Source organism: Anaerosporobacter faecicola (assembly GCF_012070565.1).
In the GTDB taxonomy this organism is placed as follows: domain Bacteria; phylum Bacillota; class Clostridia; order Lachnospirales; family Lachnospiraceae; genus Anaerosporobacter; species Anaerosporobacter faecicola.
In genome coordinates, this window is record NZ_JAAQRO010000001.1 from 103,401 (window position 1) to 118,326 (window position 14,926).

Sequence of the window (14,926 nt, forward strand, 5' to 3'; positions counted from 1 at the left end):
TGCCGCAAAAAGAAACAAGCAGAGTTATCTCACTCAACTTTGAACCGATATGCAACAATCTAAATGAAATACGTCAGGGGAGTTCATTAATGGGGGAATTAATGAACAGCAACTGCTAAGAAGATTATGAGAAATCAAGAACATTACATATGCTTGATTTGTGTAATTGGATAGTTGCAATAGAAAACATAAATCAATGTTTAGAAATTTGAAAAGGAGAGAGGTTAATGAGAACAAAAAAAATGGAAATGAGAAAGCAAATGGTAGAAGAAAAGAAAGAGAGGAACACAGGATTTTCATTGGTGGAATTAATTGTAGTAATCGCAATTATGGCGATCCTAGCAATCGTTATTGCACCACAGGTAATGAAATACATTGGAAAGTCAAGAACTTCGGTAGATGCAGCAAATATGAATCTGTACAAGACAGCTGCTACGACTGCGTTAGCGGATGAGACTGTATATGAAGAGATGGCAACACAATCAGCGAATGTTGTTATTAATATTGTTAAGAATGCAAGTGGTGTTGGTGAAATATCGACCGCAAACACAATCCCTAATTTTAAAACTGAGTTTTTAGAAATCTTAAATAATTCTCTTCCACTGCCAAAAGAACCAGGTAAAGCTCAATTCAAGGTCACGATTGAAATTGACGCAGCAAATGATAAGGTGGGAAAAATAACTGTCGAATCTGTTGCGGCGACACCATCTACACCATAAAAAACAAAAAAGGAGGCTCTCAATGAATCAAATTATATATCCCATCGTTTTTCTGTATGGAATTGTCATTGGGAGCTTTCTCAATGTATGTATCTATCGAATACCGAAAGGCGAAGATGTTATAAGAACACGTTCCCATTGTATGAATTGTGGACATTGGTTGCGATGGTATGAGTTGCTTCCTGTTGTCAGCTATTTATTCCAAAGGGGACGATGCCGAAATTGTGGGGAAAAATTGTCCTTGCAGTATCCAATGGTGGAACTGCTTAATGGAATTCTTTATGTATGGATCATATGGGAAAAGGGAATTACACCGGAAGGAATCCTACTATGTATCTTGAGTTCTACGTTACTTGTAATAAGTGTTATTGATTTGAAAACGTTTACTATACCACTGGGATTAAACGTTATGGTATTTTTCTTGGGACTAGTTCGTGCAGGAATGGAGCTTGAACGAGCCACTACACATTTGATTGGTATGGTAGTCGTAAGCGGTTTTTTATGGCTGCTGTATTGGTTAACAAAAGGAAAAGGAATTGGGGATGGCGATATCAAGTTGATGATTGGTGCAGGTACATACTTAGGAGTTACAAATAGTATATTCGCCTTGTGGCTGGCATGTTTCTTAGGCTCAATCCTTCATGGAATACGTATGAAGTTATTTAAAGCTTCGCATCAATTGGCATTTGGACCGTATCTTTCTGTTGGAATTATAATTGCGGCGTTGTATGGGCAAAAACTAATCCAGTGGTATCTACAATGGATGTTTCCATAATGTGCAGTATGCAAGTAGGAAAAAGAAGGATATCCGATAAAATGTGGCTTATACGAAACTAAAGGGGAAGAGAGATTACGAAACTAGGATTAGAAGGAGGGAAAGCTTATGGCAATTAAGAAAGTGTTGAGCATAGAGATTGGTATTACATTTACCAGAGTATGTGAAATGGATTATCATAGCAAATCACCTAAGGTATACCGAAGTATCACCTTTGCAACTCCAGAGAATACGGTGGAAGACGGGTTTATACGGAATAAAGAGCAGTTTGTGCAATGTTTGCGTGAAGAACTAGAGAAGGAAAATATTCATGAAAAACATGTTGTATTTACAGTATCTTCTACAAAGATCACCAGTCGTGAAGTTACAATACCTTATGTAAAAGAAAATCGGATTCAGTCTGTTGTACAAGCCAATATCACGGAGTATTTTCCGATGAATCTTGAAGATTACATGGTTACATATCAAATTTTAGAAAAGAAGAACACGCAACCAGAACGTAACATACGTTTGTTGGTTATGGCAGCACCTAATAATCTCATCAAGAATTATTACAATGTAGCAGAATTATTGGGATTAACTATAGTAGCACTTGATTATATTGGCAATAGTACATTTCAGATTGTAAAGAAACAAACTGCAGCAGGGGTACAGATGGTACTTCATATGAATGAGCAGAGTTCCATCATCTATATATTAGAAGATAGTATATTACTCTTACAAAGAACGATACCATATGGAATTGAGAATTTGTTGGAACTTATTGTGGAAAACACATGTTTCTCGGCTACTACAATAGCAGAAGCACTACATCTGCTGCAAAAAGAACATGTATTGAATGGCAAATTAAATCAGGAGATTGATCTTTCGGAGACAGCAGCGACGTATGTTGGTTCGGAAGAATTATATAGGAAACAGATGCAGGAATTACATGCAAAAGAGGAAGCAACAAATGCCTTGGGATATTTAATTAATAATGTAATACGTGTACAGGAATACTGTCTGGCAAAATTCAAAGAAAAACGCATACATACCATTTACATTACAGGAATTGGATCTGGCGTGCGAGGAATGCACAAATTAATTAGCAATGAAACAGGAATTGATGTAAAGAGAATCGACCGCCTCATCGGTGTTAATTTTCTAGAAGGCAAGATGGTGGAAGAAGGAATGTATCTATCCAGTATTGGAGCGGCAATGAGTCCACTAGATTTTGTACCGAAGGATGTACAAGCTGAAAAAGATCGAAAAAGCCTTCAAAATAGTATTGCCTTTGTAGTTTTGATTGGACTAATTTCCATTATATTTGTGGGAAGCAGTTTTATTAACTATTTGCATTCAAAGACTACGTTAGAAGAATTGCAGGAACAGATTATAAAGCTATCAGAAATTGAGAAATTAAACGCCAAATATATGACGGCAATGCAACAGACACAAGCATTAGAGGAATTATATCAAAAACTGCCTACTAAGAATAAGAATCTTGTGAGTGTAATTGAACAATTGGAGATGTGCTTACCCAAACATGTTGTGATAACGGCACTGACATCTTCGGATGAAGGATTGGGCCTTGGGGTAACCGCCAGTAAAAAAGAAGAAATTGCAAAATTGCTGATTGATCTACAAAAGTTTGAAGAGATTGATTCTGTCTTAGTTGGGACCATACTAGAAGAAGAAAAAGAAAACGGATTAAAGACATTAACAACAACCCTTACCTGTACCTATTCCAATGATCTGCTGGAACAATAACAGACATTTTTAAGGAGGTTGACAATGAATAAAAAGATGCAAATAGAATTATCCGTAAAGGAAAAGAAATTAATGGTCATTTTACTTGCACTACTTTTTCTGTTTTTTGCGTATCAATTCGGTTATTTGGAGTTTATGGAACGGGCAGAGAAGAATAATAAGGAGAGTAACCGTCTTGAGGAAGAAGTAGAAGCATTAGAATTGATGAATATCAATAAAAAGGTTTATACCGATGGGATTACAGAATGTGAAGAGAGCATGAAGAAAATTCGAGGCATGTTCCTAAACCAGGAAACACCAGAAGATATCATTATGTTCTTAAGAGGGATGGAAGAAAAAACAAACATTCAGATCAACGAGATTACCTTGTATGAGAAAACAATGATTACGAATTTATCTGTTCAGACATCTGGTACACAAACGGTAAACCAAGAAGAGGAAAATGAATTCGATGAGATACAGAAAGAGAATACAGTACAAAGTATAAGCACAGATGGAAATGCATTTATAGAAAGTGGATATGAATATGTTGTTGATATTAAAATTAAATGCAAATATGAGGAATTAAAAGCGATGATTGCATATATTAATAAGTACCCATCTATGCGAACAATTGATTGCCTTTCCGTTGTTTTTGATGCAGGGACAGGAAAACTTATGGGAGAATTGTCAATTAAGATCTATACATTACTGGATGGCACGTATGAATATGTTGAACCAATAACAGGAGTTGTAGCAGAAGAAACGGATAATATATTTGATACCATTCAATAAATGTGGAGGGAGATCTATGTGCAGAGAGAACGATGTCAATGAGGGCTTTACATTCGTTGAACTGCTTGTTTGTATCGCCATACTTGCCATTATATCCATGCCTTTGCTTAATGGTTTTTTAGTTGCGGGCAGAACGAATGAAAAGGCAAGAAACCTGCAGCGAGCCACAACTTTGGCACAGAATCTTATGGAAACCATAAAGGGGCAATCTTTTACTTCTTTTCGAGGTCTTCTTCAAACAGAAGATTATGTAGGATTACAGCTGACTGAACCCTACGACATGGATGATAGCTATATAACAGCTTTACAGGAAGACCCTAGTGCAGGTACGTATTCTTATTGTATTCATAAGATCAAAGAAGGAACGAAATGGTATGATGCTTTTATCACACTGGATACGACCTTATATCGATCCGTTGGAGCAGCTGTGCAAAATACATACCAATATCCAAGGATCACAAACCTAACGGGAAGTAAAGTGGCTGTTGTGGATCAGCCTGGGGCATCTAGTAGTTGGAATTCTTATATTGATGGAGAGGGAAATACAATTTATGCAAAAGACGTGACGTCTTCAATGGACCAGACGATCGCTTCGTATTTTTATATGATGCATATGTCTTATCTGGATTATCTTAGTATGCAGGATCCAGAAGTACCGTTACCAACAAAATATCCATATTCCTATGAACAGATTAAACAGTTTATGAAGAAAGAAATCATAGTTGTTGCAGAAAATGGCTGCTATCCAGATGGAAGCAGAAACAATACGGTAGTTTCACTGGTTGGTAAAGTGGTATATTCCATTCCAGGTATTTATGAAGTCACAGGTGATACCATGGGGTTGTCTTCGGAATACCAGATTTTATCAAAATCATTTGAAACAACCGATGGAACAAACCCTTTGGAAAAAATCTATGTATTTTATGAGAAAGGAGATACCTTGTCAGAGTCAATTGTACTGCAGAACAATACGACAAATGACACAGCTCTTTATCTAATTGGCCAAGATGCAGGGACGATCTCTGTTAAATGTACAGATACGGCGAATACATGGAAAATCATATCGAATCGCACGATTGTGTTTCAAGAAGGAAGTAAAACGGTATCCTCAGAATTGGTAGAAAAAGATACAGCAATGAATCGATTGTTTGAAGCAAAGATTGAAATCTACGAATCATCTGCTGTACTACGTGGTGGCAAAAAATGTGTAGAGTTGTTGTCGTCAAAGGAGGAGTAAGGATGAAAGAAAAAGAGAAAGGTTCTGCATTGGTTTTGATTCTGCTTGCACTGCTCTTGATCACAACATTAAGTATGGTGGTTCTATCCATGAGTATGGTGAATCTTGATATGAAACAAGTAGATCAGAAAGCAAAGAAAAACTTTTACTCAGCAGAAACTGCTTTGGACGAGATAAAAACTGGATTAGAAGAGCTAGTTACGACTGAGATTAAGGAAGCCTATACGCAAGTTTTAGAGAATTATAGTAAGATACACCCTTCACAACGGGAAGCGAAATTCAAAGAGTATTTACGAGAAAATCTGTATATTCAGTTAGCAGACATAGCAAATCCGACATTAACAAGTGAAAAACTGCGAAATATATTAGATGGTTATGTAAGAAAAACTCCTAAATACTCAGATGCCACGAAGGTTGGAGTGTGTATCAACGAGACAGGAGCAGTACAGCCGAGCTTACTCTTAACGCAGACAGAGGCATTGATATCAAATGTCTATGTACGTTATCAAGAGAAGGATTATGAGACGATAATACAGACGGATATAAAAATTGACTATCCGACCACTGTCTTATTTGATCAATCGGATCCGTCAAAAGAAACATTCGCGGTTGCTAGTTATGCATTGGTTGCAGATCAGCAATTGCAGATTGCAGATTCATATGGAACGACAATGTCGAATATTGTTGGAAATATATATGCAGGGGAACATGGAATCATTATGGCTAATCCAGGTACACTGGTATCTATGGCAGCACAGGAGATTGTTACGAGAGGGGATCTTTGTGTAAAAGATAAGGCTAGGTTATATATTAGTGGGAATGCAACAAACCGGATCTGGGCAAATAATTTACGATGCGAGTTAAGCAATGGAGTGGAAGCAACGCAGGATACAATTATGGACATTCACGGCAATTGTATTATTAGGAATGACTTGGTTTTAGATGGAAATCGGAGTCAGGTAACCATCAATGGAACATACATGGGATACCAGAGAAACCAACTTACCGAAGGAAAGAGTGGTAGTGCGATTATAGTAAATGGTAAGAATTCCGTACTAAATCTAGAGCAAGTATCTTCATTGGTAGTTGCAGGAAATGCAGCCATACAAATTCCTACATATGATTCCTTTGGTTTGTTTGAAAAGGATTCCTATATCATGACAGGTGACTCCATTTCGATGAAGGGAAATCAGATTGCCTATTTGGTGCCGAGTACTTGTATCAGTGTTGGACATAATCCTGTCTTATGGGAGGAGTATAGCCAAGGTGTATCGGTTGATTTAGAAAAGGAAACAACACTAGCACTTGATGAGTATGTTGATATGACAGAAGATGGACAGCAGGGATACCGAACGATCTTCTATCGAATGCCAGGAGGAGTGAATGTTGTCTATTATTATTTAGAGTTTACGGATGGGAAGAAAGCACAAAAGTATCTTGCAGAATATAGCAAACAGAATCCAGACCAGATTGATCAGTTGAAACTGGCATTTCCTGTGAGACGCATGGATTTTCTCTATGGAGTAACCCAAAGTGCAGGAATCGCAACACGGTTACAAGAAGAGGATGCAAGTCTAGAATTATTAGAAGCAACGAGAACCTCCGCTTATTTTGGGGAAATCGAAGAAAAAAAGAAGAAAGAGTATTATTGGATGACAAGAAGATTATCAATAGATGAGGAAGAATGTTCTTATTTAGATGTGGATTCCTTGGCAAAAAGTTTTGTAAATATGGATAAGATTAAGGAAGTGACCAGTGGTGTGATCGGTAGGTTTGCCTATCAATCCAATGCAAATGATACGTACGATATTCACATTCTATATAATGGACAGGGAAAATATGCGAGTCTCACAGAGGGAGAAGAGGCAGGAATGGAATATGTCGTACAAACACCCATGAATGGATTGCTAGTAGCTACAGGAGATGTGCGGGTGAATGCGAATTTTACTGGATTAATCATTGCTGGGGGAACCATCACGATTGCATCGAATGCAAGTGTTTATGCAGATGCCACTATTGTGAACGCCATATGGAATCGTGGAGAGGATGAAATTAACCAGTATTTTTATGACGTGAAGGAGAACGTAATTAGCGGTGGTTCAATTTTGGGAGGACAATCGCAAATACTAGATTTGTCTAATCTGATATCGTATCAGAATTGGCACAAGAATTAATGGAGGCTGCTATGGAGAAAAAGAGGAGAGAGAATAGGAATTTCATAGGAAAACAGACAGGGAGTAACAATCACGGCTTTAGTTTGGTTGAAATCCTTGTGACGATCATGATTCTTGGGCTTCTTGTATCCGTAACGATATTCCATATTACAACAACGCAGTTTGCAAATGTGGAAAAATGCAGCCAAAAGATTGAAAAGAGATTAAACCAGTTGCGTTTGTCAGTCATGAGCAGTAAGGAACAGAACTATCTGATTGTATACCAGGCAGCAGATTTGAATTATTATGTGGCATTGAGTGAACAAGAAGATGCAATATGTGTAGCAGAAGATGGAGATCAGATTGGAAACTCCAGTCTTCGTATTCGAGGAAAAGATGGTGCTACTATTGTAGAAGTAAGTTATGAGCAGGCTAAACAGATTGTATTATCTTTTCAAAAAAGTTCAGGTGCCTTTCTTTCGGTAGCAGGTAAATTCTATGATTCCATTGATATAGTAAATGGAGATGCAATCTACCGAATCTATCTGGTAAAGGAAACTGGAAAACACTATGCAAAACAGGTGAACAGTTAGGAGGCGGGAAAATACAGGTGATGAAGAAAGAGGAAGCAGAAAAAGAAAAAGGTTTTAGTTTGGTAGAAGTGCTGGCTGCCGTTCTTATACTGTCATTTATTCTATTTGCAGTCTGTGTTTTTCTTATGACAAGTACCAATCTATATAAGGAGAACAGTAGAGAAGTAGATCTTCAACAAGAAGCACAAACGACGTTGAATCAACTATATGATTTAATCTTGCCAATGAATGACCTTAAAGTGTGTCATCTGAATCGAGGCTTGGACACAGAAATGGCAGTGATTTTTGGGCATGCTATGGATGAGAGCAATACAAAGAAAAATTACATTATTTTATATAGAAAAGAAAAGCAAAAGATATATTTGCTTAAAAAAGCAGAAGAATATACATTTGGTGGGACAGAAAGTGACTTCAATGCACTTTGTGGAGAGGTTACGGAAGAAGCCAATCTGCTAGCACAATATGTAACAGATTGCGTTATTGATGATTCTGAACTGGCAGTAAAGCAAATCCTAACCGTAACAATGCAATTTACCATTCGAGATGATTCCTACGAGATAATGAAGCAAATGAAATTAAGAAACAAACAGATTTGATGGATAGTAGGAGGCTGACAATGGAGAGGAAGAATAATAGAAAAATTGATAAAAAAATATGTAGGAATCTCCTGCTCATGATCCTGGTTGTGTTTATGATAAGCAGCAGTATATATTCGGGGGTCCATATGGTAATGGCAGCAAAATACAGACAGGATAGCAATAAAGGGAGTGCAGGAACATATGATGCAAAGGTTCCTAGTGATACAAAGGAGAAAGATGCAGACTGTTTTACCATATTAGAGATTGTTCCCTATGAGGGTATGGGTGAGATTGGATATATGGTAGGGGGCTGTGAGCCTATTGATCTGACAAAACTAAAAACAAGAGAATATGATGGATTTACAAGTTTCTTGGGAAAAATGCTTTTAGTAAGGGATACTTACATAGAAAAAGCGACATTGACAAAAGAAGAACAAGAAATGTATGCAGATTGGAAGAAAGTATATGTAGCCAAACAGGAAAAAGGGACCTTTCATCAAGTAACACCAAATACTGGAGAATATAGCTTTAAGACAGTTGTAGAATATGTTGTTGATGAGAAAAAGCAAGGTGCATATACCGCATCTCTCAATCAATTGAATTTCTCAAAGCAGATCAATGGAATTAGGCAAAAGGAGAACAATGTAAATGCTTGGTTTTATCCCGATTCCAAGAAAGAATCGTATACACCTTTCTCTCAGGAAAAATATACGGTATGCAATGCCAGCAAAAATGAAGAGGGAAAGGGAGATTATGAATACGATCGACTAGCGGATGAATTCGTATTATGCAAAGGGAAAGGTACCTATGATGTGTTATTTATGCCCTATACAGGACAAAGAGATCAGAAAATCTATTACATGGAGAAAAATTACGAAATAGTAAATAATCATACAGGTTCCTACACAGGGGAGATTGTCTACAAAAATGCCCTAGATATAGATCGAGACGGTATTGCAGATGGTCAGTATAACAAGGTGAGCAGAGAACGTTATGAATTCGTAGGGGAAGGAATGGGAGAGTATCTCTTTAAAAAGGGTGAAGGAGAGATATCCTATCCAATCTATGAAAAATGCTATTATCGTTCGGGTGTAGAATATATCAACACGGAATGGTTTAAACAATATGCAATGGGGTTATCTGTAGATGAATGGGACGAATGCAAGATCGAGGTAATCACTTGCACACCAGAAAAAGTGAACGATGATCTTACCCTAATAGAGAAAGCGGATATGGTATTTCTTTCGCCGACACAGCAGAATTTGGCTTATGTTGGACTTTGGGAGTTCTTTGGAAAAGAGAAGGAGTTGCTTGGCATAACCGATGAAAATCGTTATACTGTCAGTGATTTGTCAGAGAATGGGTTACCTGCCAATCTGGCAGGACTGCGAAAAGGAAGGAAACTACCTACATTTATCGGTAATGACCTCAATTGGGAAGCGACAATGGCAATTTTCCAAAGAGTAGGAGTTAAACAGGATTTGCCTCTTGTAATCAACTGTCTCGTATATGAGAATAACCAGCAAGAGTTAAATGGATATAACAATTCTACTAGAAATAATATTGCGAAGCTGTATCTCATGCTACGTCAGTGGAATCCACAAATCTTCTATGAGGAATTTTTTGAAACGAATCAGATTCTGAAAGCAACTTTTCAGGGAATCACAACGGGAGACTATATAAAAAAATCAGAAAATGCTCGATATATCTGGCATAGCCAGACTTTTTTACCAACAGTGCCGAATGGGGTTCAGGATCCATATGCCTATTATGTAAGTATGGGGATAGAGAATCCCTATATGGTAGGAAATGAAAGCGTGGTAGGCAACGTATTTACGTTCCATGGAGACTGTATTATCGACGCGAATTTTATAGTGGATAAATACGGACCAGATGAATGGTTTTATGAAACAAAAGAATTCATCTATCAAGAAGAGAACGAAAAAGAAGGGAGCCCAGAGGAAGTTACCAATGTAAGGCTTTCAACAGCGGATATTTTCTACTATCTGCTACATTATAAGAAGGTTAGTTTAGAGAAGAATAAACTGGTAATACTGGATTTGGAGCCTTGTAATGATTTCACATTAACGGAAACGGATGTGAGAAATATGGTGAAAGGATTCACAGGAACCATTACCATCGTACCGATGACGACAGCTGAATTCAATGGAAAGATTGAAGATTTAAATAAGGAATATGACATGATCTATATGGGGTTAAATACCGGAATGCTTAATCGGAACGCCAAGGGTATAACAAAATATAATGATAGCAACCTCAATGGGAAGATCTATCTTCATGTAGGAGATCGAATCTATGGTGGAAATGCCTTGTCAGGGTTAGTGCAAGGGGTCAATACCTATCGTTATAGTGGCAATGATATTACGGCAATTAAGAAAAAGGAATTAGAGGAATTTATCAAAGCAGGGTATCCAATCGTTATGGAAAAAGAGCTGTATGAAAGGAATGCAGAGCAGGTCGATCCTTATAGTAATATCTACGCATTTTCAGAGAGTTGTAAGGAACAGAAAAATCGGATCAATCTATATAGCTTGCAGAATGCACAGACAAAATCGAAAGCGTGTAGCCAGCTTAAGAAATATCTTGCCATTGAAAAACCACAGCTGGAATTTGATTCCATGCCAGTGATGTATGATGGAAATCATCCGGATGTTCTAATGACGGAAAAACGATTAAGTTATGTGTTCACCATACAAGATTTGAAAGCAGAAGAGATGGAGAAATTAACGTATACCGTGAAATTATACGTGGATGGGAATGCCGATGGAAAATATGCTGAAAATGAATTGTTGGCGACAAAAACCGGTATTAAAGCGGGAAGCTCGATAGAACTTATGAAAACCTTACCGAATTCTTATGTTGGAATCGTTCCATGGAAACTATTGGTTTATCGAACGGATAATCCGTACATTCGTACCAATCAGATTGGGTATTATGGAATAAGACGAAGCAGCACAGAGAAAAAATTACTACGGATTCTTCAAGTTACCTCCACCAAATACTCTCGTTACAATTGGACGGGTTCAACCATGAATCTACAGAATGAATTAGCGAGTAAAAACACTTTGTTTCATAAATATGCCAGTAATCTCAATGATTTTGTGTTAGATATTACTACGATCGATGTGAAGCAATTTGAAAATTGGTATAAAGGTTCCGCCTATGGTGTGTCCAATGCTTATGTAGCGGATGATCCAAATTCCATTGATCGATTTGCTAATTATGATATGCTAATCTTTGGATTCGGGGATAGTTATACGGATATATCCAATGCCAATGGAGCTTTGGATAATGTGTTTGCATTTATTGAAAGTGGAAAAAGTGTTTTATTTACCCATGATACAACATCGGTTGTTAATCGGTTAAGTAACTCGGATACCCATACCGCTGGTGTAATGAACTGGGGATATAATATGAATCAGTATTTACGAGATCGTATTGGAATGAATCGCTTTGGTGTAGCGACTAAGGGACAGGAGAGCCAAGGGAATAATACGGAGGGTAAAGATATAGCATACAGTCCAAAAGGTTCCATCTATAAGGAAATCCAAGGATATTCCTATGGAGCAATGATTAACTTTGGTGTAGTGGCAGGGGATCGATATTCGTCCATTCCTACGAATCAACTTGGACCTTTTCGCACCTTTTTATTGAGTGATTCGAGGTATTTGGATTTCCCTAGCACAGACTCCTTTGAAACCTATTATGTGACCAATGAGAATAAAGGGCAGATTACAGAATATCCATATAAGATTCCAACTTCAGGAAAGATGCAAATTGCTCAAACCCATGCACAATATTATGAACTAGATTTGGAAGATCCAGAAATCGTGGTGTGGTATTGCCTATCGAATCAGATGGAAAACAAACTGTACAGTTCATCACCAAATGACGTAAGGAATAATTACTATATATATAATAAAGGAAATATAACGTATACAGGAGCTGGGCATGAGTATTTTGGAAATAAAGAGAATGAAGTAAAACTTTTTATCAATACAATGGTTGCAGCTTATCGTGCTTCCTTAGCAGAACCAGAGATTACCGTAACCAATGGTGTAGAGGGTCAGGATGGAAAAAGCTTTGTGTATGTTGATTTGGATGTACGAGATAACATGCTTCCATCTAATGAAAGCGATGAAGTGAAAGTCGCATTTACCGTGAAAGACGACAGCATCATCTCAGATTCTGCGAAGATAACGATCTATGATGAGAATGGTGAAGTAATGAATCTGGCAATCTATGATGAGTATAATCAGGTAATACTGGATTCCAAAGTCTACACGTATAGTAAGAATACCCAGGGGGAACTATATGAGTATTATATCTTGTATCCAAGAGAAAAATTAGATGGAAAAGAATCGATAAATCTTATGATCATGGCAGACAATACCAAAATAAAAGCAAGGAAGACAGTGACCTTATTGCGTAGAAATCTGTTTGATTTGAATTAAGACTATTGTTAGTTCTGACAAGATGTAGTAGAATAAGGATGATTCATGGTAACAAGCCATCTACATACAGTAAGAAGGAAGTGGCAGAATGCAGGCCTATTCAAATCGATCCTTGTTTGAGATCGCAAGAGAGAATTTTAAAACATTACAAAAACATTGTAAAGATTTGTTGACTGAAGGATACTGGGAAAAGCCAGAAGAAGTACTAAAGCAATCCGTGTATGATGTTTTAGACATTTATGTGCAAGCAGTATTGATCCAGTATGCGGTGTTCAGCAAACACTTTATGAGAGAAGATATTGAATTTATACTTTCTACGGTAGAAAAGAACCATTTTGAGTTAGACCCAGAGAGATGTATTGATGATACCGTGGTGGCGCAAGTAGAACGAATGCTTGCGTCACCACCTATTTTGTTGCAATTATGTGATCTGCGTGATCAGGAAAAAGGAACTAGAAGTGCTGAAACATTTTTTGAAACAATGATCAATATTGTATTAGCTATGGCATATCTGAATAGCTCGAAGGACCAGTATGTCATAAAGTTTATACAAGAATATTATAATAAGATCCATGTATTCATCAGTAATCGGCTAAATCATGATTATGTACTAGATGAAAAGTATGTATTTCGTAAGATATGTAGTGAGATGTTTCGTACTGGTGTGCATATAGAAAGTATGAAAACATCCCATCAGGAGACCATTGTAAATGGTTTGTATGCAAATGTAAGTGAAAAAGATAAGGAACAATCCATAGAAGAAAACAATCAGCAAGATATAAAAGAGTACGAGCAAGAATCGAAACAACAGATCGAAACAATTGAAGAAAATGAGGAATTCACAGGAAATGCTGAAGAGAAGAAAACGGAAGAATCCATTCAGCAAGCAATAGATGAGCAAAAGGAAGCAAAGAAGAAGGAACGCTTAGAGGAACTTTTGGAGGAATTAAGAGATTTAGTTGGACTTGAGAGTGTAAAAGAGGAAGTGAATTCCTTGATTAATCTAATCAAAGTTCGAAAGATGCGTGAGCGCTTTCAGATGCCTGTCATGGATATGTCCTATCATATGGTATTCACCGGAAATCCAGGAACGGGTAAGACCACGGTAGCCCGTATTATAGCGGAAATCTACAAGGAACTTGGGTTGTTATCCAAGGGAAATCTTATAGAAACAGACCGTGCGGGATTAGTTGCAGGCTATGTTGGACAAACTGCCATTAAAGTAACAGAAGTAGTTGAGAAAGCACTTGGTGGCGTTCTCTTTATTGATGAAGCATATTCGTTGACCAATAACACATGTGGGAATGATTTTGGGAATGAAGCAATTGATACATTAGTTAAATTGATGGAAGACCATCGAGATGACCTGGTTGTTATTGTAGCTGGATATAAGAAAGAGATGGAAACATTCTTAAAAGCCAATACAGGATTGATCTCCCGATTCAACAAGTTTATTGAATTCAAGGATTATTCGGTGGAGGAACTACTTGCTATTCTTAATGGGATGGCAAAAAAATCATCCATGGAATTGGAAGAAGATGCACAACACTATATTAAGAAACAATTGTCGAAAATGACGAAAGCGGCAAGAAATCGATTTGGTAACGCAAGAGGAATTCGAAACGTATTCGAAAAGATCTTGACAAGTCAGGCAAATCGACTTGTCACATATGAAAAACCTACGCTAGAGCTTTTGACACAGATTGTATATGAAGACGTGGTAGAGGCAATTTGACAAACGATTTAGCGGTTGAACATTATAAGTAGTTATGATTTGTTAAGAGGGTTCGGGTGTCAAAAGCCCTTAGTAAAACTTGCTTTCGTTAATTTGCACAAACATTTGCTAATCTCATGTAATACAGGACATAGTTTG

Annotated in this window: 10 protein-coding genes; all 10 read left to right on the plus strand. The window is 37.3% G+C overall.

The genetic code is table 11. The annotated features are described in order from the left end of the window. Positions 1-227: 227 nt before the first annotated feature. The 10 genes from HBB17_RS00385 to HBB17_RS00430 all read left to right on the plus strand — a co-directional run bounded on the left by HBB17_RS00385 (position 228) and on the right by HBB17_RS00430 (position 14,788). A complete protein-coding gene (locus tag HBB17_RS00385; RefSeq protein WP_238483639.1) occupies positions 228-719 on the plus strand; it encodes a type II secretion system protein in 492 nt (163 codons plus the stop codon). A 22-nt stretch (positions 720-741) separates the two neighbouring features. Further along, positions 742-1,494: a prepilin peptidase gene (locus HBB17_RS00390; protein ID WP_167954730.1), complete on the plus strand. Its 753-nt coding sequence runs from the start codon at positions 742-744 to the stop codon at positions 1,492-1,494. 108 nt (positions 1,495-1,602) lie between these two features. After that, on the plus strand, positions 1,603-3,243 hold the full coding sequence (pilM, locus tag HBB17_RS00395) for a pilus assembly protein PilM (RefSeq protein WP_167954732.1): 1,641 nt from the start codon (positions 1,603-1,605) through the stop codon (positions 3,241-3,243). 24 nt (positions 3,244-3,267) lie between these two features. Beyond that, on the plus strand, positions 3,268-4,017 hold the full coding sequence (locus HBB17_RS00400) for a hypothetical protein (protein ID WP_167954734.1): 750 nt from the start codon (positions 3,268-3,270) through the stop codon (positions 4,015-4,017). A gap of 16 nt (positions 4,018-4,033) precedes the next feature. Next, positions 4,034-5,254 carry a type IV pilus modification PilV family protein gene (locus tag HBB17_RS00405; protein WP_167954736.1) on the plus strand — a complete coding sequence of 407 codons (1,221 nt, stop codon included), beginning with the start codon at positions 4,034-4,036 and terminating at the stop codon, positions 5,252-5,254. A 2-nt stretch (positions 5,255-5,256) separates the two neighbouring features. Then, positions 5,257-7,428, plus strand: a complete 2,172-nt coding sequence (locus HBB17_RS00410; protein ID WP_167954738.1) for a bactofilin family protein — start codon at positions 5,257-5,259, stop codon at positions 7,426-7,428. A gap of 11 nt (positions 7,429-7,439) precedes the next feature. Next, positions 7,440-8,000 (plus strand): prepilin-type N-terminal cleavage/methylation domain-containing protein, encoded by a 561-nt coding sequence (locus tag HBB17_RS00415; RefSeq protein WP_167954739.1) that lies wholly within the window; start codon positions 7,440-7,442, stop codon positions 7,998-8,000. Positions 8,001-8,020: 20 nt separating this feature from the next. Then, positions 8,021-8,596 carry a PilW family protein gene (locus tag HBB17_RS00420; protein WP_238483640.1) on the plus strand — a complete coding sequence of 192 codons (576 nt, stop codon included), beginning with the start codon at positions 8,021-8,023 and terminating at the stop codon, positions 8,594-8,596. A 20-nt stretch (positions 8,597-8,616) separates the two neighbouring features. Further along, positions 8,617-13,053, plus strand: coding sequence for a DUF5057 domain-containing protein (locus tag HBB17_RS00425; RefSeq protein WP_167954742.1), 4,437 nt, complete (start codon positions 8,617-8,619; stop codon positions 13,051-13,053). An 88-nt stretch (positions 13,054-13,141) separates the two neighbouring features. Then, a complete protein-coding gene (locus HBB17_RS00430) occupies positions 13,142-14,788 on the plus strand; it encodes an AAA family ATPase (RefSeq protein WP_167954743.1) in 1,647 nt (548 codons plus the stop codon). The last annotated feature ends 138 nt before the right edge of the window (positions 14,789-14,926 follow it).

Excerpts from the sequence above, each read along its gene's own strand:
- HBB17_RS00410 (WP_167954738.1), top strand. The coding sequence starts at position 5,257 with ATGAAAGAAAAAGAGAAAGGTTCTGCATTGGTTTTGATTCTGCTTGCA.
- HBB17_RS00390 (WP_167954730.1), top strand. The coding sequence starts at position 742 with ATGAATCAAATTATATATCCCATCGTTTTTCTGTATGGAATTGTCATT.
- HBB17_RS00400 (WP_167954734.1), top strand. The coding sequence starts at position 3,268 with ATGAATAAAAAGATGCAAATAGAATTATCCGTAAAGGAAAAGAAATTA.
- HBB17_RS00405 (WP_167954736.1), top strand. The coding sequence starts at position 4,034 with ATGTGCAGAGAGAACGATGTCAATGAGGGCTTTACATTCGTTGAACTG.
- pilM (WP_167954732.1), top strand. The coding sequence starts at position 1,603 with ATGGCAATTAAGAAAGTGTTGAGCATAGAGATTGGTATTACATTTACC.
- HBB17_RS00430 (WP_167954743.1), top strand. The coding sequence starts at position 13,142 with ATGCAGGCCTATTCAAATCGATCCTTGTTTGAGATCGCAAGAGAGAAT.
- HBB17_RS00425 (WP_167954742.1), top strand. The coding sequence starts at position 8,617 with ATGGAGAGGAAGAATAATAGAAAAATTGATAAAAAAATATGTAGGAAT.
- HBB17_RS00420 (WP_238483640.1), top strand. The coding sequence starts at position 8,021 with ATGAAGAAAGAGGAAGCAGAAAAAGAAAAAGGTTTTAGTTTGGTAGAA.
- HBB17_RS00415 (WP_167954739.1), top strand. The coding sequence starts at position 7,440 with ATGGAGAAAAAGAGGAGAGAGAATAGGAATTTCATAGGAAAACAGACA.
- HBB17_RS00385 (WP_238483639.1), top strand. The coding sequence starts at position 228 with ATGAGAACAAAAAAAATGGAAATGAGAAAGCAAATGGTAGAAGAAAAG.